Source organism: Glutamicibacter sp. AOP12-B1-11 (assembly GCF_052379245.1).
Taxonomy (GTDB): domain Bacteria; phylum Actinomycetota; class Actinomycetes; order Actinomycetales; family Micrococcaceae; genus Glutamicibacter.
The window spans coordinates 101,058-119,412 of record NZ_JBQSYL010000010.1 but is presented as its reverse complement, the minus strand read 5'-3'; the positions used below and the strand labels follow the sequence as shown (position 1 = coordinate 119,412).

Genomic DNA, 18,355 nt, shown 5'->3' with positions numbered 1-18,355 from the left:
GTCGGCCGAATTCGGCTCAACGCGCAGACCCGTCGACGATCTGCTCCAGGACCAGCACACCGTTGCTGAGGCCATCTTCGGCTCGAATAGCCGCGCCTAGACCCACAGCACGGAGCGCGTAGGAATCCGTGCGGACAAGCTCGCCGAGACGATCGTTCAGGCCGGCAGCCAGGTTCCTGGCCGGTAGCGGAGCGGGGCCGACACCGAGCGCGTGCAAACGCGCGCCCCAGAACGGCTGGTCTCCAAGGAACGGCACGACCAGTGTTGGTCGCCCCGCCCGCAGCCCGGCCGCTGTCGAGCCGGCACCGCCGTGGTGCACGACCGCCGAGACGCGCGGGAAGAGCCATTGGTGGGGAGCGCCCTCCAGGACTAGGACATCGTCCGTCCCGGACTCGCGCGCGGTGATCCCGCCCCACCCGGTCGCAACGATCCCGCGCAAACCGTTAATCTGCAACGCGGACAAAATCGCCTGCAGGCGCTCGTTTGCTCCCTTGCCGAAGCCCATGGAACCGAACCCGACATACACCGGAGGGGCTCCGTTGGCGAGAAAGTCCGCCAGCTGTGCCGGTGGCTCCCAATTGGAATCATCATCTTGATCCAGGAACCAGTATCCGGTGACGTGGGCGGAGGATGGGTAGTCGCGGGGGATTGGCAGCACGTGTTTGCTATATGGGTACAGGACGTGGACCGGGCTCCCGTCGGGATTCTTGAGCGGGTCCGCGAGGCGAGCAATGCGGCCCAGTCCGACCTCGCGCCGGAAATCATTGATCATGCCGCCGTACATGAGCCCTGCCATCCGCCTGAACTCATAGGTCGCGCGGTTGCCCCACGCACCGAAGGAGGCACCGCCAACGAATGGGATTGCATGCGCACGCGTCGGGGTGAAAAACGGAAGCGGGAGGGAAAGCACGCCGGGCACGCCCAGCACCTGCGCGATGTGCTGCCCGGCCAAGCACTTGGGGTGGTACACAACGATGTCCGGGCGCGAGGACTGCGCCGCAGCCCAGCACTCCGCGTTCAATTCGCGCATCGCGGAGGTCATGATTCCGAGCGTCTTCAACGCATCGCGCGGACCACGCAGCTCGGGCAGAACCTCGCGGAGCAGACGCAACATCTCGGAACCGCAGGGGTAGTGCGTGATGCTTCCGCCCCCGCTGTCCGGCACCAGATCTGCGAACCCCTCGGGGACTGCAAGGTCAACGTCGTGCCCGGAACGTGCCAGTTCACCAGCCAGAGCGGCATAGGGTTGGATATCGCCGCGGGTACCGAACGACATGATCAAGACGCGCATGGCTTGTTCCCTCTCGACGGTCCACTTGGCGACCAGGATTCCCGGCACACCGCCAATGCTACTCCTGCCGGAATTGCCAGGGACCGCCGTGAAATCCGGAAAACAACGCGTGTGCAACCGGTCCTGGTACGGCGTAGCTGAACAGATCCTGCCAGGAGGGAGCGATTCGCTGCGGAAGGCGGATCATTGGTGCGGGAGTTGAAGAAGCTGCGGTTGCTTATGAACTTCCGCGCAGGGTGGCGGCGCCTTGCGTTCGAGGGGTGCCGGGGCCTAGAAGTTCGCACCCCGTTCAGGAGGAAAGCACGTCTGGACTTGGGATAGGCGTTCGCCTTGCGCATCAAGCAGAGAGGGCCATTCCTCTCAGAATGCCTTGTTCTGTCACGTTGCGAACTCTTGTCCGGCCTTGGTGCCACCATCGACCAGGATATCGACCCCGGTCAGGTAGCCGGGTGCTTCACTGGCGCAGAACGCGAAAACAGTCGTGACATCCTCGGGCTTGCCGAATCGCTTGATGGCTGCCGTCTTGATGAGGTTGCCGGCCCCGTGGTTCTCCTCCAGACGCCCCATTGCTGTATCGAAGCTCCCTGGGGAGACCGATACGACCCGCGCTCCCTGCTCGCCGAACCGCGCCGCAATGAAACGGCTGTACCAGTGGACGAAGTTCTTGCTGATCGCGTAGGCCAGACCAGCTTTCAGTTTTGGGCCGACGAGCCTCGCTCGCTTTACGATCGCTTGCTCGAAGGCGTCGGGCTGTTGCTCGGCCCGTCGGAAAGCACGCGACGGAATCAGGAGCTTGGGAATGCTATGCCCGGCCGTTGACGCCACATTGACCAGTGCGTCACCGGTGGCCGCCCTGGAGAGAAACGCCTGCGCAATGTTGACTGTGCCAGTTGCATTTATGCGGGCGATGCGTTCAGCCGTACCCATTTGCGGACTGATGCCAGCGGTGTGGACCACCGCGCGAACACGACTTCCGTCAGAGACCGCGCACTGAAAAGGTGCTCAACGGACGCTTTGTCGGCAATATCGCACACTACGCCCGTTGCTTCGACTCCAGCCATATCCAGCTCGCGCACTGCATTATCGAGGCGCGTCTGGTCGAGGTCAGCCAATACGATTCGGTGGTCGCGCCCCATGAGTCTTGCCGTTGCTATCCCCATGCCGCCGGTCCCACCTGTGATGATTACTGTTGGTAGTTTAGTTGACATGGTGGTCCTCTTCATTGGGGAAGGCGGGCAATTGTGCCCTAGTTGCTAGTTAGCTAGAAATTCGGGTTGCATGCAGAGCTGTAATATAGCAGGCTCCTAGTCGTTGCCATCGTTTGACTGATGGCGGCGGTTGTCCCGGGTGCCGGGCCAGCGGATCAGCTGTGTTGCTGCGTTCCACGTCGAGGTATGGCTGATCAGGACGATAGCGTAATCTTCTTGGATCGCTGCGGGGGAGCGCGTAGCCGATCCCGGACATCGACCCGATAGACCCGCGTTTGGCTGAACGCTTCCAAGTGTTCGGGATAAGTGGTTGTCGCGGGTTTAGCAAAACAAACTCGCGCCTAAATGCATTGGACAGCATGGCCGACTAATCCATGGTCTATTTCAGGGTGCTAGCCGCGTCCGCCCGGAGGGCCAAGGACCAGCATGGTCGAGAAAATCGCGACGACCGCAAGCAACAGGATCGCCCCGGTCAGCACCGGACGGCCCACCATCCAACGCATGGCTGCATCGGTCCATTTCCTGTCAGCAGGATGGTCGCTCGCGGTTGTGCGCCATGCGCCAACGAGCTTTCCCTTGCTCTCCAGCCACTTATCAAAGGGGATAGTCAGGTACGGAATGATCGAGGTAGCCGCGGCGCCGATAATGAGACGTTTGCTCCAGCGTTGGTTCATGCCTACGAGAACCGACATGACAACGTAGGACAGGAAGACAAACCCATGGATAAAACCTGCAATGGATACCGGCCAATCGCCGACCTTTACCCCGTATTTTAAGATCATTGCGATGATGAGCATAGTCCAGGTGACGGCTTCGGCTCTGGCAACGGTGCGATAGAGGGCGCTTGGAGACATGGGCTGATTTCAGTCCTTGAGTGGTGGGGGCGAACAACTTCGAGATTATCTCTACCTATAGACTATCGGCTCAGACTACGTGTGTTTAATTCGCGCCTTCCGTTCAATCTGATTGCCAGTGAGTTGCTGCATTTTGCTTCCACAGAAGCGAGTTCCGCCATCGGTATGCCTTGCTTCCAGAAACAGTTGTTAACAGTTGTTATTTGGCAATCGATTCCCGCATCCGTGAAACCGATATCCTTGCAGTCCGGAGAGAATTATCCGCCCATATTGAGCTGGATCTGCCTCAACTAAAATGAGTCAGAAATTAGAATGCCCCAACTGTAGTGAGCCGGGGCAAATGCCATGAGCAAGACCACCATGGGGAGTGCCAGATTTCCACTACTTTACATAATGTAGATTATCGGCTCAATGACCAAACGTTGGGTAGTGGTGGTAACTGGCTACTTAGTGCAGGATTGATTCGGAGAATGCGCCGCCGTCATTTGGCGCCTTTAGACGGCCGACTCGTCTTCATTGCTGATGCGAAGTCGGTATTCAGCGAAGTCCAATGTCTGCCCGATGAATTTCTTGAGTCTCTCGTCTTGCATCGAATAGATGACATGCCGACCAGATTTGCGCGTCTGCAGCACTCCGGTGGTTCGAAGCCTCGTAAGCAGCTGGCCAGCAACTGTTGGACTGACTCCAACGAATTGCGAAAGCTCCGACAAGGAATGCTCTGCCTTGGTCAGCGCCCAGAGCATTTGCAGCCTGGCTGGATCCGACAAGGTTTTGAGGATCGTCATGGACATGTCGAGCAGATCATTGGATATGATCTCCTCGCGTGCTGGCAACCCAGCGTATTCACTGGTCATGATCCCCACTCCTCGACTAGGCACTTGGCCGGAGTTTGTGATGCCAATGACGCGCCGCACAAAGAGGCCTCGGTGCAACCATTATGGTCACGAGAACGAATAAAGCGATAGCTTGGTCATGACTTTATGATTGCCTTGATCATAGGTGCGTCGAATTCAGGAACCACTCCCCTAATAATAGTTGACACTTCAACTGTTGTAAATAGCCTGCTGACTAGGCATATTGCCCTTCTTGGCGTATTTCCTTCAAGTTCACCTTGCCCTTTTGCTCCTCGAGACCGCTAGTGTCGGCGTGAAGAAAATTGGCAGTCGCTAGAGCTAATGGGAAGATTTACTCATGCCTTCACTTCTGCCTGCTAGATTGCTGCGCATCCGTCGAGTCGCGCAACGTAGGCGCCGTGTAATTTCAGCCCTGCAACGCCAGGGCTTCAGTCTCGACCAGCGTCAGCAAGATCTCGTCCAACTGCTGAGTCAAAGGCTTGCAAACCCGTCGACTCAAGCCACACGTGGCGTTTACGTCTATGGCCCACCGGGACGTGGCAAATCGATGCTGCTAGACGCTTTCTGCGCCGATCTGGATCAGACCGTCACCGCGCGCTACCACTTCCATGAGTTCTTCCGAGCGATCAACAAGCCAGGCCAGCGTGCCGAGAAGCAGAGCCTTGGCTCGGTTTTCGCGCAGGGGTTGCAACGTGAACTCGCCGGCATCAAAATATTGCTGTTCGATGAGTTTCATTGCGTTGAACCAGGTGATGCCATGTTCATGGCCAAACTCGTCAGCTACTGCCAAGAACATGAAATCTTCCTGGTTACGACCTCGAACTACGAGCCAGAGAAGCTACTGGATGACGAGTACTTCCACCATCTCGCGGAGCCCACTATCGAGCTAATTCGTTCAACTTTCGATGTCTTCGAGCTGGATGCTGCCGTAGATTACCGCACGCTAGCGGCACCAGCTGGAAAGCGCCGCGAAGGCTACCGCGCTGGCACGCTCAACCCGGGTTACTCCCCTATCGACGAGTCAGATTTTGACGTGCACCTTGAGGTTGGCTACGACAAAATCGGCCCCGCTAGATACCGCGGAGCAACCATTGAAATTTCTTTTGACCAGCTCTGCCGCACCCGCAGGAATACCGCGGACTACCTTACCCTCGCCTCCCAATTCAGCTGCTGGCACATCACCTCGGTACCCTCAAGCCAGTCCATGCCGATGGACGAAGAACGGCGATTCGCTAACCTCATTGATGTGTTCTATGACAGGGACCTTGAGGTGCACCTTTACACTCAAGATCGATTAGAGCATCTGGGCCATAGGCTGCACGACACCGAACGCGCCCGGCTCGAGTCGCGTTTGGCGCAATTGCAATATTCAGAAGAAGCAACTGATCGGACCACCCCGTGAATGACCGCAATGACCTCTTTGCCAAAGACCTGACCGATCTGGTGGTTGGGATCTTGGCGGAGTCCAAGGATCAAGTAGTCCCGATAGTCCAGCTGGGGCACCCGGTACTGCGCCAACAAGCTCAGCACTACGCGGGTCAGCTGCCCGCAGAGCTTCTCAACGAACTGCTTGCGGTGATGCGAGCGACCATGTACGCCGCTCCCGGGGTTGGGCTCGCAGCGCCGCAGATCGGCATCCCCTTGCAGATTGCGGTGCTCGAAGACTTGTACCCGATCGACGAGGAATCTGCTGCGCTACGCGAACGCACTCCCTTGGAATATCTGGAAATCTTCAATCCCAGCTATCGTGCAGCCGGTAAGCGCGAGGCGGTCTTCTATGAGGGCTGCCTGTCTTTCGAAGGATTCCAAGCTGTAGTTCATCGCCCCGCAGAGATCATCTCTAGTTACAGTGACCGCGAGGGATCAATGGTCACCCGTGAATTCTCTGGTTGGCAAGCACGAATTGTGCAACATGAAACGGATCACCTAGCGGGCACCGTCTACATCGACAAGGCGCTCACGCGTTCACTGATCGGCGAAACCGAACTGTACCGCTACCCAGGACTTGATCTGGGCCAGGCCCGAGAAGAGCTGAAATTCTAATGTCGAATAGCACCACGGTCCTGTGCCCGGTCTGCGATCAGTCCCTGGTCCTATCCACCGAGCCGCGACGCAGCCTGAACTGCCCGGACGGACACCGTTTTGATGCGGCTAAGCAAGGGTATTTCAACTTCTTAACTGGCCGCGGGACAAACTTCATCGAAGATACTGGGCCAATGGTCAACGCCCGCGAGAACTTCCAGAACCAAGGGCACTACGCGCCCTTGGCGAAGGAGCTCAGTGCTTCCATTGCCGGACACCATCCAGAGAACAAGCTTGACGTGCTCGACGCCGGCGCCGGAACTGGCTACTACCTGGGCGAAATGATCGCTTCGGCATCCGCAGCCGAGGTTGACGCGCTGGCCTTGGACATTTCACGCTATGCCATGCGGAGGGCGGCGAAACTGCCACATACGCTGGCCATGGTGTGGGATGTCTGGCGTCGCCTACCGTCGGCAGATCAATCGCGGGACGTGGTCCTGAACTGCTTTGCCCCACATAATCCAGCAGAGTTTCAGCGCGTCCTACGCAAACGCGGTGTCTGCTTGGTGGTCACCGCGGCGCAGGACCATCTGCAAGAGATCCGTGAGTCATTGGGAATGCTTGGGATCGCAGAAAACAAAGAGGCATCATTAATCGAAAAGTTCGGTGCCGCGGGATTGCGGCACCAGCAGTCGACAAACTTGAGCTATGCGATGGACCTGCAGACCAGCGACCTGTTCAACTTGGCCTTCATGGGACCGGCAGGACATCACCTCTCCCCCGAGGTTTTACGCGCAAAGACCGATTCCCTCGGAGCGCAAAGAGTCAACGCATCCTTTGGAGTACATATATTCGTCCGCGAAGGCTAGAAAATACCCCAAAATGACTACCGCTTTTCTTGTCTCATTACGGCAGAATGGAGCAAAGGCCACTCGCAATTGGCCCTTGCTCTTTTGAACGAAGGTGGATGCCATGACAACGGCAGAATGGATTATCAGCAATGCCTGGGTCATTTGGCTCGCGCTATTCCTGCTGTTGGCCATAATTGAAATGATCTCGCTGGATCTTTACTTCGTCATGCTTGGCGTAGGCGCGTTGGGCGGTGTCGCCGTAGCGCTTTTCGACGGACCTATCTGGTTGCAAGTAGTCGTTTTCTGTTTGATGTCGCTGTTGATGATCTTCTTGGTCAGGCCGGTTGCCATTAAGCACCTGAAGAAATCGCCCGAAGGCTTCCGAACGAATATTGAGCGCTTGATCGGACAGGATGCGCTGATTCTGGAACCTACATCGCGTCTGTCCGGATCTGCAAAAATTGCCGGTGAAATCTGGACCGCCCGAGCCGAAGCGAATGCGGCGACCATGTCGCCAGGTTCCTACGCGGTAGTCAGCCGCATCCAGGGCGCCACCGCGTACCTCAACCCCGCGCCGAAAGACGAAGCCTAGCTTCGCCACGGTTTAACCCCTCCATTACTACGCACTAGGAAAGAGAGTACACACCATGCAAAATGGATTTGGCACGACAATTGTACTTGTCGTCCTGGCGATCTTCGTGATCGTTGTTCTGTTGCGCAGTGTTCGTATCGTGCCGCAAGCACGCGCTGGCATTGTGGAACGTCTCGGCAAATACAATCGAACCCTCAACCCGGGGCTGACGCTACTGATCCCATTCGTGGATCGACTGCTGCCAATGCTTGATCTGCGTGAGCAGGTTGTTTCCTTCCCACCGCAGCCGGTGATTACCGAAGACAACCTCGTGGTCTCGATCGATACCGTGATCTACTACCAGATCACCGAACCACGCGCCGCCACCTACGAAATCGCTAATTACATTCAGGCGGTAGAGCAGCTCACCACCACCACGCTTCGTAACGTCGTCGGTGGCTTGAACCTGGAAGAGGCTTTGACCAGCCGCGACCAGATCAACGGCCAGCTGCGTGGTGTCTTGGACGAAGCTACCGGCAAATGGGGCATTCGTGTCTCTCGCGTCGAGCTGAAGGCCATCGATCCACCCATCTCGATCCAGGATTCGATGGAGAAGCAGATGCGCGCGGATCGAGATCGCCGTGCGGCGATCCTGACCGCCGAAGGCGTCAAGCAGTCCTCGATCCTGACCGCCGAAGGCCAGCGCCAGTCTTCGATCCTGAAGGCCGAAGGTGATGCCCAGGCATCGATCTTGCGCGCAGATGGCGAATCCCAAGCCATTCAGAAGGTCTTCGATGCAATTCACGCCGGTAAGCCGGATTCCGAATTGCTCGCGTACCAGTACCTGCAGACCTTGCCGAAACTGGCCGAGGGTACGAGCAACACGCTCTGGGTTATCCCTAGCGAGCTGACCGAGGCCTTGAAGGGTATTGGCGGCGCGTTCAGCAACAGCCAGAACCCGGGCGAAGGACCGGTAGAGCCGCCAAAAAACAACTCGGGAATCTAATTTCAGAGCATGTAGGGTGAAATATCATCAGTTCGATGGCGGGGTGCGCATGACGTACCCCGCCATCGACGCGTATAATGGATGTTTTGGTGTCGCGAATATTCCCTGGGAATTATTTAGTGAGACCAATCGTTGGTACGTGTAGCGAATTCTTTAAAACACCGCGGAGGGAAATCATGAGCGATCGCAGCCTACGAGGCATGCGCCTGGGTGCACAGAGCATGGAATCTGAGGCAGGTGTGGAGCCGGCTGCCCGTCAGCGTGTGGAGTACCGTACCGAAGAGGGCGAAGGTATTTTCATCGTCTTCGCAGCCGAAGCCGAAATTCCTGCCACTTGGCTCACCAAGAGCGGCAAAGAGGCAAAGCTGGTCCACGGCGAGGCCAACGCCCCTGAAGCAGCGAACGAAAAGCCGGTACGTACCCACTGGGACATGCTGCTAGAGCGTCGTAGCACGGAAGAACTTGAGAAGATCTTGGGCGACCGCCTGACCCACCTGCGCGTTTCGCGAGGCGAATCAGCGTAGTTTTCGAAGCTTCTGCAGAAAAGGGAGGCGGTTTCCAACTCATCGAGTTGGAAACCGCCTCCCTTTTTCTATGCTCTTGGCGCTACTTCTTGGAAGTCAGTTTCTTCCAACGCGCGCCTAGTCCCCAACGGGTCACGTTCCACATTGCTTCGAACACGATGTTTCCGCTCATCTTCGAATCGCCAAGTTCACGTTCCACGAAAGTTACCGGAACCTCGACGATCTTCTTGCGCAGCATCGCCACACGGAAGGTCATGTCGACCTGGAATCCGTAGCCGCGGGACTCTACTGCGTCGAAATCGATCGCTTCGAGGGTGGTGCGCTTGAAGGCGCGGTATCCGGCGGTAATGTCGCGCAGCGGCAGGCCGAGCATGGTGCGAGCGTAGAAGCTGCCACCGCGGGAGATCAGCTTGCGGTGCAGCGGCCAGTTGACGACCTCGCCGCCCTTGACCCAGCGTGAGCCGATGACGAGGTCGGCGCCGGCGGCGCTGGCCTCCAGCAGGCGTGGAAGCTGCTCAGGCATGTGCGAGCCATCGGCGTCCATTTCCACCAGCACGTCGTAGTCGCGTTCCAGCGCCCAGCGGAAGCCAGCGATGTAGGCCGCGCCCAGGCCTTCCTTGCCGGTCCGGTGAAGTACGTGGACCGATGAGTCCTCGGCCGCGAACTTATCGGCAAGTTCACCGGTGCCGTCCGGGGAGTTATCGTCCACGATCAAAACATCCGAATCCGGAACGGCCTGTCGAAGACGCCCCACCGTCAGTGGGAGCGACTCCAATTCGTTATAAGTCGGAATGATCGTAATGACGCGCACGCGGCGGCACCTTTCTAGATATACAACAGAAGTTCCAACCTGCGGACAGGGCGGAGAGTAAAGCCAAATTCAAAGTATAGTCACCCGGAAACCCGCAGCACTATTAGACACAGCAATCCCCGGTGACTTCGGCCCAATCTCACATGCGCGAAGCGTGCGAAATGTTATCTAAGGTCACCGGGGATCGCTATCGTACTGCGTCGTTTCGAACGCAATGCAGTGCATTACGATGAGGCGCTGTCCCCCAGCCTAGTCGTTCCCCTACCCCGGCTGTCAACCATATGGTGACTACAATCTTCACTAAATCTATACTTGTCAAAGGCTAGATTTGTGATATTGAAGAACTTGCGGCAGTGGGGATTATGCTCAGGGCTAATTCCGCTAATCCAACCGGTCGAAGATCGTTACACCGGCACGCACGGTTCGCAAGCACAGCGGAATCTCTTCATCAACCACCGGAAGCATCGGCGTTCCCGCACGAGCATCGGTACTCCAGGAACTAATTCGCTCATCCGGGGTCTGAATCGCCAATTCGGACGCGCTCCACACAGCGAACGTGGCCGGAGCGCCGATGACCAGCTGCCCGGCAAACGGGTTCAGCTCGCCCATCGCACGATAGGTCGAGCGGGTTTGGCCCATGAATCCGGCGCGAGCCGAAATACTTGCCTCCGGGTTGCTCATGGACATGGCCGCGCGCACCACGGCCCAGCCATCGACCTCGGTGACCGGGGCGTCCGAGCCAAGCACCAGCGGAACGCCGCTGGAGAGCATGGCAGAAAGATTATTCATCGTTGCCGAGCGCTCGCCCAGGCGTTGCTCGTACATGCCCTCAGGGCCGCCCCAGAGCGCGTCGAAGCCCGGCTGCATGGAGACGGTGATCGAGTAGGAAAGCAAGCGTGCACGAGTTGGCTCATCTACCATTTCCACATGTTCCAAGCGGTGCCGCGCCGACTGCAGCTTGGCTACACCGATCCGCTGCGCCGCCGCATCAAAGCCCTCGAGCAGCAAGTCCAGGGCCGCATCGCCGATCACGTGGAAAGCCGCCTGGATCCCCTGCTCCGAGCAGGCAATCAGGTGTCCGGAGATCTGCTCGACGCTCAGATAGGCCTGGCCGCGGTGGCCGGGCTGATCGCTGTAGTCTTCACGCAAGAAGGCAGAGCGGCTGCCGAGGGAGCCGTCCACGCTCAGGTCTCCACCGAGGCCAAGCACCCGGCCCTGCGGGAAGGAACGCATCAGTTCATCGGCCTGTTCGGCGCTGTCCACCAGCTCGCCCCAGTATGCGTAGACCTGCGGCAAAGCCGAGAGGTCCGCGGCCAGCAGCTGGTCCAGCGCCGCACGGCCCTCGAGCTGCGGGGCGGCCATCTCCACGACCGTGGCAAAGCCACGCGAGGCGTAGTGTTCCAAGGCCAGCTGCTGGAATTGTTCCACCGCTGGGCCTTGGGTCAGCAACGCCCGGCGTACCTCGTCGTGCTCGGCGCCGCGGACAAGGCCGGAGTCGACGGAGCCCAGACCTAGCCGGTCCAGCAGCTCCCGGTTCACCAGGGCGCTGTGCACGTCGCGCCTGGACAGGTAATATGGCCGGCCAGCGGCGGCCGAGGTCAGATCGGTTTCGTTCGGAAGCGAAGGGTCGGACCACGCAGTTTCATCCCAGCCCTGGCCGACCACCACATCTTCAGCGGTTTTGGCGCGCTGCGCCAGCAGGCCCAGCAGTGCCGTGGCCGAGCCGGCGCCGGTCAGGTCCGCTCCCCCGAGGCTGCGGCCGAGGGCCGCCAAATGGGCATGGGACTCCACAAACGCCGGGGTCACCAAGGCGCCTTGAAGATCTATCACCCGATCGGCCTTCGCAGCATAACGGTCGGCGGCCTCTTCACCGCCCAGCCAGGCGACGGTATCCCCGTCGATGACCAGAGCCGTTGCGAAAGGATCGGCCGCGGAATAGATGGATCCATTGCGGTACAAGGTTAGTGCCACGAGTTATTTTCCTTTGCTCTCAAACCGGCTGCGATTAATCAAGGACGTTCGAATAGGCGATGACCCCACGCTTGACCAGGTCAACTGCCTGACGCGCGGACCTGACCAGCTCCACCGGCAGGTCGGTGTTCTTGGCGAACTGGTCCAAGGTGTCGATGACCTGCTTGGCCCAGCGCACAAAGTCGCCCGGAGCCATATCTCCCCCGCGCAGTGCGCTGTTGAGCGAAGCGCCGCGCGACCACTTGTACATGGGCCAGATCAGTCCGGCCTCAGGCGGTGCGGTGGGGTTCAACCCCAGTGCCTCCTCGGCGTCCGACAGCGTGCCCCAGATATTGATCGTCTGGGTCCAGATATCGCCGACCCGGTCGGTGGGCATCTTCGGATCGGGCCTGTCGTAGTCACGGCGCCCCTGGTAGACCAGCGCCGCAACCACCGCGCAGAGCTCTTCGGGGTGCAGCCCGTTGAGCTTGCCGGTTTCCAGGACTTGGCTGGTCAACAGGTCGCGTTCGCCATAGATGCGACGCAGCCGACGGCCCGAGGCGGTAATTTCGTAGTCTTCGCCGTCATTGCTGGGAATCAGGTAGTCGAACCGCTCGAGGACCTTGCAGACCTTGTCGAACTCGGTGGCGATCGTATTGGTGCGCCCGCGGATCGCGCGACGTGCCTTGTCCGTGTCCTTCTTCAGCTTCCAGTACCTATCGGCCCAGCGCATATGCGCATCCCGGTCGGAGCAGGCATGGCAGGGGTGGTCCTTCATGGCCAGGCGCAGCTTGTCGCTCTCGCGCTCGAAGGAGTCCGCTCCGTCGAAATTGAAGCTCTGGGCGTCCTGACGCGGAGGGCGTTCATCGGCGATCGCATTGCGCAAGGCGGTGGCCAGATCCCGGCGTTCCTTCGGGCTCTTTCCGGTGAACCCCTTGGGGATCCGGATGCGGGAGATGATCTCTATCGGACCGTTGAGGTCATCGACGGAGAGCCGGCGCAGTTGACCTTCTTCGGTCAGTACCGTGTGGCGCGGGTTGTACAGCGACTCGTCCAGGGCGACGATGACCGCCCGCCCGAATCGTCGTCCGCCGGGCAGATCGACGACATCGCCGCGGATCACCGACTGCAGGGAATTTTCTGCGGCCGAGCGGCGGAGGTTCTTGCGGTTCTTGGCCGCCCGCTTCTCGGCTTCGGAAAGGTCGCGTTGGAGTTTCAGATATTCGCGGAAGTCCCCCAGATGGCATTCCATGGACTTCTCGTAGCCGGCCAACGACTCCTCACGCGAACGCACCTGCCGCGCCATGCCGACCACCGAACGGTCCGCCTGATACTGCGCGAAAGACGACTCCAGGATTTGGCGGGTCTGTTCGCGTCCGAACTGCGCCAGCAGGTTGGTGGACATGTTGTAGGTCGGACGGAAGGAGGAATTCAGCGGGTAGGTACGCCGGGAGGCCAACCCGGCCAAGGCTTCCGGTTCGATATCCGGATTCCACAGCACGATCGAGTGGCCCTCGACATCGATGCCGCGGCGACCTGCGCGCCCGGTGAGCTGGGTGTACTCCCCCGAGGAGATCTGCACATGGGACTCACCGTTGAATTTCACCAGCTTTTCCAGTACCACCGAACGGGCCGGCATATTAACGCCCAAGGCCAGCGTTTCGGTTGCGAAGACCACCTTGATCAGATTTCGGGCGAAAAGGTCCTCCACAATCTCTTTGAAGATCGGCAGAAGGCCTGCATGGTGCGAGGCGATCCCGCGCAGCAGTCCGTCGCGCCAGGACCAGAATTCGAGCACATCGAGGTCCTCACCGGGTATCCGGTAGGCGACCTCGTCCAGCACCTCGGCAATCTGCGCGGCTTCCTCGTTCGTAGTGAGCCGCAGATCTGCCGCAACGCACTGCTGCAGGGCCATATCGCAGCCCTTGCGGGAGAAGATGAAGAAGATCGCCGGCAACAGTTCGGCCTTATCCAGCCGGGAGATCACGTCGCGGCGGCTGACCCGGCGGCTTAGGCCCGGTCCTTGGGCACGGCCGCGTTGCGGTCCCCGTCCACCACGCTGCGGGCGTCCGGCCGGACGGTTGCTGCGAACCAGCTTGCGCAGCTCGGGGTTGACGCTGATCTTGGCATCCTCGTCGGCCGCCCGGTCGAAGGCGACGTCTTCGGCGAAGAGATCCACAAGCTCAGGGCCGACCATCACGTGCTGGAAGAGCGGGACCGGGCGATGCTCGGAGACGATGATGTCGGTCTGCCCGCGCACGGTATCCAGCCAACCGCCGAATTCCTCGGCGTTGGATACGGTGGCCGACAAGGAAATTGTCTGCACGTTCGAGGGCAGGTGAATGATGACTTCTTCCCACACCGCGCCGCGGAACTTATCGGCGAGGTAGTGGACCTCATCCATGATCACGTAGCCCAGCCCATCCAGCGTGCGGGAGTCCGCATAGAGCATATTGCGCAGCACTTCGGTGGTCATGACGACCACCTGGGCTTCGCTGTTGATCGAGGTGTCACCGGTGAGCAGCCCGACCTGCTCCGGCCCGTAGCGTTTGACCAGTTCGGAATACTTCTGGTTGCTCAACGCCTTGATCGGGGTGGTGTAGAAAGCCTTGCGGTGCTCGTGAATCGCCTGGTAGATAGCGAATTCACCGACAACCGTCTTGCCCGCACCGGTGGGCGCGGCGACCAGCACGCTATGGCCGTTGGCCACCGACTGGCAGGCTTGGGACTGGAATTCATCGAGGTTGAAGGACACGCTGGCACGGAAGTCGGGCAAATAGGTGCCGCTTTCGACCTGTCGTTCCTTGGAATTCGCGTATCGCTCCGCGGGTGAAGTCACTATCGGCCGTTCACTTTCTGGAACGGGATCGCCGTTCCGAAACACTTAGCTATTGCTGCTAGACCTCGGTACTTGGTTCATCGATCGATGAGGCGGTCCCGTCCGCCATATTTTCGTTGGCCGCATCTTGTGCCGCCTGCTTCTTAGCCCGCTTCTTGTCGTTCAGGAAGCAGAACAGCGTGGCCGCGGCGAAGGTCAGGAAGAGGGGTCCGGCTAGCGCAAACATGGTGATCGCGTCGCCGCCTGGTGCCGCCATGGCTGCCACGAGGGCGATGAGGAAGACGGTAATCCGCCAGTTCTTGAGAATGACCTTCGAATGCAGCACTCCGACCATGTTCAGACCCACCATCAAGACCGGCACCAGCATGGCAAGGCCGAAGGCGAGCAGCAGCCGGAAGATAAATGGCAGGTAGGTATCGATGGTGAACAGAGTTTCGGAATTCTCCGGCGCCAGCCCGATAAAGAACTGCAATGCGAAAGGAAGAACGAAATAGGCCATGGCCACGCCACCGAGGAACAACGGTGCGGCGGCCGCGGCGAAGGAATAGCCCAGGCGGCGTTCCTTCTTTTTCAGTCCGGGCACGATAAAGGCCCAGATCTGGTAGATCCAGACCGGGGAGGAAGCGACTACGCCAACGAAGATCGCGACCTTCAGCAGAATGTCGAAAGGAGACATCACCGCGGTAAAGTTCACCGATCCCCCGGCTGCCTTCACCGGTTCGATGAGCAGCGCCAGGAGGTCGTCGTAGAGGAAGAACCCCGCCACGGTACCGATCGCCAGGGCGATCAACGACTTGAAGAGCCGATTGCGCGCTTCGATCAGATGGTCTTTGAGGGACATCCGCCCCTCGGCGTCTTTGGCTCGCGCCTTCTTGCTGCCGCGCGGCGCCTTATCTTTGCTATTTACCACTGAAAAGGTCTACGAGTTGTTCTTTTCGTCGGGATTAGGTTCATTCACGGTCCCGTCAACGGTTTCCGGCTTGTCATCGTCTTTCATCTGGCGAACCTCAGACTTGAAAATACGCAGTGACTGTCCCATCGAGCGTGCCAAGCCTGGAAGCTTCGGCGCACCGAAGAGCAGCAATGCCAAAACGATAATGATGACCAAATGCCATCCCTGTAAACCACCAAACATGTTGGTTCCCTTCTCTCAAACTTAAGTCTACGTCAGAACAGATTCAGATCGCGCATGTTTTGCGCCTGTCCTCGATCACTGCGACGAGCCACGCGCTTGACACGTCGCGCCTCGATTCGTTCGGCTTTGCCCTTCAGCCTCTTCTTGGCGATCTTCTCTGGATCGCCATGAGTTGCATCGGTTCCGTGGGGGTACCGCCGTCCCACCGGCGCGTAGTCAACTACGCTGCCGGGCTTGGCGAATTCGCCGCTAATATGGTCAGCCGCGTCCGAAGCGCTGCCGAGCACGGCCATGCCGCGACGGAACAAACGGAAGCCGGCAAGCACCGCCAGGAGCAGCGTTGCAAGGACTAGGACGGTCCATAGGAGAACCCAAAACCACCAAGGAAGCATCTATCAATCCTCATACATTCTGATAGCGTCGTCCAACCACTTAGTCACGCGTTCGCGTGTAGCGTCAGGGGCGACTACAGCAATCTTACCGCCGTTGCGGGCTACCCAAGGGGCCGCAACGAGATGGTCCGATAGCTGCACTTTCGCAAGATGGCCCGAGTCAACCTTGGATTGAGACCATGCTACCGGGTTGAATGCCTCGATCACCGGCAGAACGTCTTGATGCACGAAAAATTCAACTTCTAGATCATCGCTGTTTGCCGAATAGCTGAAATCCAGCTTCTCGACATCCCGATGGCGCTCGGTGAGTTCAAAGCGCTCCCCGGTGAGCGTGACTTCGAGCGCCCGGTCAACCCGGAAGGTGAGGATTGCCTCGCGGGTACGGCACCACGCACGCAGGTACTGGACCGGACCGTCTTCGATGATCCGCAAGGGTTCAATGACGCGCAACTGGTGGGTTTGCGAATTCGCCGAATAGTAGTCGATTTCCACGACGTCGGCGTTGCGCAGCGCCTGGATCAGCTGGCCCGGAGTGTCATGCTCGCGGACCTGGTTCAAGGCAAAGCCCAAGGCGCCATTCCAGCCCTCGAAGCGTGCCACCGCGGCATTGATCTTCTCCAACGCGGTCTGCAGCACTTCGCGGTGCTCGAATTCCGGGATGCTGCCTAAGGCGTTCAAGCCGCCCAGCACCGCCACGGCCTCCAGCGGGGCAAGCTTTTGCGGTTCGGCAAGGAGGGCCGCGTTGGAGATGGTGACTACATCCGAATCCAGATCGCCATCGTTTACGTTGATCAGTTCATCGTGCTGGCCATTTGGCACCCCGCACATCATGATCATCGCCAGCTCGTCGCGAACCTTCGCCTGCGACAACGAGTAGCGTTCGCACAACTCGCCGATCGTCGCCGAGCCTTGGGAGACCACGAACTGGATCATGTCGATATTCCGCATCACCTGCTGGGCGGTTGAGCTTCGTCCCATGGCACGGTGCGGCGTGAACTTTGCGCTCTTCACCGCCGGCCGCGTGGGAATATCCGCCTGCGCCGCACGAGCTCGGCGGAGAATTTCCGTCACCTGGGAAACCAGTTGCGCTGGTTCCAGGACCCTGATGGACGCCCCGAAGCTGGCTAGCTCGGCCGCAAAGGAATGCCGGTCGGCGTATCCGATATTGAGCGTCGCGGAGCTGCGCGTCCCGTTGATCGCACGGGCCCGCAGCGGAGTGGCCCGCTCGTCGAGCAGTTCGATGACCGCAAGATGCCCGGGGTTGCGCAGGTCAAAATCCTGGAGCACCCGAGTCATCGAAAAATCTTCTGGGCGTGCCCGGTAATCCCCGCTGGAGGCGCCGTCGCGGCGTACCTGGGTGGCAAAGTTTCCCTGCACGCGGTTGAGCCTGAAAACGCGCTGCGCGGCGCGCGAGTGGTCCCAGCCGGTGAAGTACCAGTTGCCGAATCGTTGGCCGATCCCCCACATATCCACGACGCGCTTGGTCGTGTTTCCCTGGGCGTCCTGGTAATCGAACTTCAGCGTTTTCCTGTTGAAAACCGCCAGCGCACAGCTCTTGAAATTTGGGTCGTCCATGGACAGCCGCGGGAGCATCGCCGCGGCATAAGGTGCGATGCTCAGCTCGGTGCTCTGCTTGCCGGTGATGCGCGCGGCGGCGCTGAGCGCGAGGGCTTGGAGTTTCGAATCCTTCCAGAGGCTCGCCGCGAGCGCGATCATCCCGGTTTCGGCGACGGTGAAGTCCACTGCGGGCAAGAACCAGTCGCTGGTATCGATTCGGTAGTACGCCGTCCCGTCGACGCTTTCGGAGATCAGCCGCAGCCCGAACTCGTTGCGGATCTCGTCCTTCAACCGTTCGATGGCCTTTTCACGGGCCTCCGGGTTGCCAGCAGGGTTCAGATAGTCTCCGATGCGTTCGGCATTGAACTTCCGTTCGGTAGTCGCCAACGCGTAGATGAGACTTGTCAGGCGTTCCGCCTTGCTGGGTCCGTCACTCTGCTTTGTGCTCACGTGCCTACCCTAACGAACTTCCACGCTGATCCAAGACTTT

Annotated in this window: 18 protein-coding genes; 6 read left to right on the top strand and 12 right to left on the bottom strand. The window is 59.3% G+C overall.

The window, feature by feature from the left end; translation table 11 throughout:
- Positions 1 to 16: 16 nt before the first annotated feature.
- From ACT3UQ_RS08020 to ACT3UQ_RS08000, 5 genes are all read right to left on the bottom strand, one after another.
- A complete protein-coding gene (locus tag ACT3UQ_RS08020) occupies positions 17 to 1,291 on the bottom strand; it encodes a glycosyltransferase (RefSeq protein ID WP_444636887.1) in 1,275 nt (424 codons plus the stop codon).
- A 378-nt stretch (positions 1,292 to 1,669) separates the two neighbouring features.
- Positions 1,670 to 2,218: an SDR family oxidoreductase gene (locus ACT3UQ_RS08015; protein WP_444636886.1), complete on the bottom strand. Its 549-nt coding sequence runs from the start codon at positions 2,216 to 2,218 to the stop codon at positions 1,670 to 1,672.
- Positions 2,188 to 2,499 carry an SDR family NAD(P)-dependent oxidoreductase gene (locus tag ACT3UQ_RS08010; protein ID WP_444636885.1) on the bottom strand — a complete coding sequence of 104 codons (312 nt, stop codon included), beginning with the start codon at positions 2,497 to 2,499 and terminating at the stop codon, positions 2,188 to 2,190. The genes ACT3UQ_RS08015 and ACT3UQ_RS08010 overlap by 31 nt, the downstream gene beginning before the upstream one ends.
- Positions 2,500 to 2,891: 392 nt before the next feature.
- Positions 2,892 to 3,353, bottom strand: coding sequence for a DUF3817 domain-containing protein (locus ACT3UQ_RS08005; RefSeq protein ID WP_444636884.1), 462 nt, complete (start codon positions 3,351 to 3,353; stop codon positions 2,892 to 2,894).
- 494 nt (positions 3,354 to 3,847) lie between these two features.
- The gene (locus ACT3UQ_RS08000) at positions 3,848 to 4,207 is read right to left on the bottom strand and encodes an ArsR/SmtB family transcription factor (RefSeq protein ID WP_444636883.1); all 360 of its coding nucleotides are present in this window, start codon (positions 4,205 to 4,207) and stop codon (positions 3,848 to 3,850) included.
- Positions 4,208 to 4,544: 337 nt separating this feature from the next.
- On the opposite strand from ACT3UQ_RS08000, the gene zapE reads away from it, so the two are divergent.
- The 6 genes from zapE (at position 4,545) to ACT3UQ_RS07970 (ending at position 9,181) form a co-directional block, all read left to right on the top strand.
- The gene (gene zapE / locus ACT3UQ_RS07995) at positions 4,545 to 5,609 is read left to right on the top strand and encodes a cell division protein ZapE (protein WP_444636882.1); all 1,065 of its coding nucleotides are present in this window, start codon (positions 4,545 to 4,547) and stop codon (positions 5,607 to 5,609) included.
- The gene (locus ACT3UQ_RS07990) at positions 5,606 to 6,250 is read left to right on the top strand and encodes a peptide deformylase (RefSeq protein ID WP_105649135.1); all 645 of its coding nucleotides are present in this window, start codon (positions 5,606 to 5,608) and stop codon (positions 6,248 to 6,250) included. The genes zapE and ACT3UQ_RS07990 overlap by 4 nt, the downstream gene beginning before the upstream one ends.
- Positions 6,250 to 7,098: a putative RNA methyltransferase gene (locus ACT3UQ_RS07985; RefSeq protein WP_105649136.1), complete on the top strand. Its 849-nt coding sequence runs from the start codon at positions 6,250 to 6,252 to the stop codon at positions 7,096 to 7,098. The genes ACT3UQ_RS07990 and ACT3UQ_RS07985 overlap by 1 nt, the downstream gene beginning before the upstream one ends.
- Positions 7,099 to 7,201: 103 nt before the next feature.
- Positions 7,202 to 7,672, top strand: coding sequence for an NfeD family protein (locus ACT3UQ_RS07980; protein ID WP_105552117.1), 471 nt, complete (start codon positions 7,202 to 7,204; stop codon positions 7,670 to 7,672).
- A gap of 55 nt (positions 7,673 to 7,727) precedes the next feature.
- Complete coding sequence (locus tag ACT3UQ_RS07975; protein WP_258133442.1) at positions 7,728 to 8,657, top strand: SPFH domain-containing protein; 930 nt, start codon at positions 7,728 to 7,730, stop codon at positions 8,655 to 8,657.
- A gap of 176 nt (positions 8,658 to 8,833) precedes the next feature.
- Positions 8,834 to 9,181: an RNA polymerase-binding protein RbpA gene (locus ACT3UQ_RS07970; RefSeq protein WP_096284452.1), complete on the top strand. Its 348-nt coding sequence runs from the start codon at positions 8,834 to 8,836 to the stop codon at positions 9,179 to 9,181.
- A gap of 82 nt (positions 9,182 to 9,263) precedes the next feature.
- Here ACT3UQ_RS07970 and ACT3UQ_RS07965 read toward each other — a convergent pair whose 3' ends face one another.
- The 7 genes from ACT3UQ_RS07965 to ACT3UQ_RS07935 all read right to left on the bottom strand — a co-directional run bounded on the left by ACT3UQ_RS07965 (position 9,264) and on the right by ACT3UQ_RS07935 (position 18,315).
- Positions 9,264 to 9,992, bottom strand: a complete 729-nt coding sequence (locus ACT3UQ_RS07965; protein WP_096284450.1) for a polyprenol monophosphomannose synthase — start codon at positions 9,990 to 9,992, stop codon at positions 9,264 to 9,266.
- Positions 9,993 to 10,373: 381 nt separating this feature from the next.
- Positions 10,374 to 11,963: an amidohydrolase gene (locus tag ACT3UQ_RS07960; RefSeq protein ID WP_444636881.1), complete on the bottom strand. Its 1,590-nt coding sequence runs from the start codon at positions 11,961 to 11,963 to the stop codon at positions 10,374 to 10,376.
- Positions 11,964 to 11,997: 34 nt separating this feature from the next.
- On the bottom strand, positions 11,998 to 14,781 hold the full coding sequence (locus ACT3UQ_RS07955) for a DEAD/DEAH box helicase (RefSeq protein WP_105649137.1): 2,784 nt from the start codon (positions 14,779 to 14,781) through the stop codon (positions 11,998 to 12,000).
- A gap of 58 nt (positions 14,782 to 14,839) precedes the next feature.
- Positions 14,840 to 15,691: a twin-arginine translocase subunit TatC gene (gene tatC, locus ACT3UQ_RS07950; RefSeq protein WP_258133441.1), complete on the bottom strand. Its 852-nt coding sequence runs from the start codon at positions 15,689 to 15,691 to the stop codon at positions 14,840 to 14,842.
- 9 nt (positions 15,692 to 15,700) lie between these two features.
- Positions 15,701 to 15,916: a Sec-independent protein translocase subunit TatA gene (gene tatA, locus ACT3UQ_RS07945; RefSeq protein ID WP_096284442.1), complete on the bottom strand. Its 216-nt coding sequence runs from the start codon at positions 15,914 to 15,916 to the stop codon at positions 15,701 to 15,703.
- A gap of 32 nt (positions 15,917 to 15,948) precedes the next feature.
- Entirely contained in the window at positions 15,949 to 16,308 is a 360-nt protein-coding gene (locus ACT3UQ_RS07940; RefSeq protein WP_105552114.1) for a hypothetical protein, read from the bottom strand.
- Between the two features lie 3 nt (positions 16,309 to 16,311).
- Positions 16,312 to 18,315 (bottom strand): helix-turn-helix transcriptional regulator, encoded by a 2,004-nt coding sequence (locus ACT3UQ_RS07935; RefSeq protein WP_444636880.1) that lies wholly within the window; start codon positions 18,313 to 18,315, stop codon positions 16,312 to 16,314.
- Between the last annotated feature and the right edge of the window lie 40 nt (positions 18,316 to 18,355).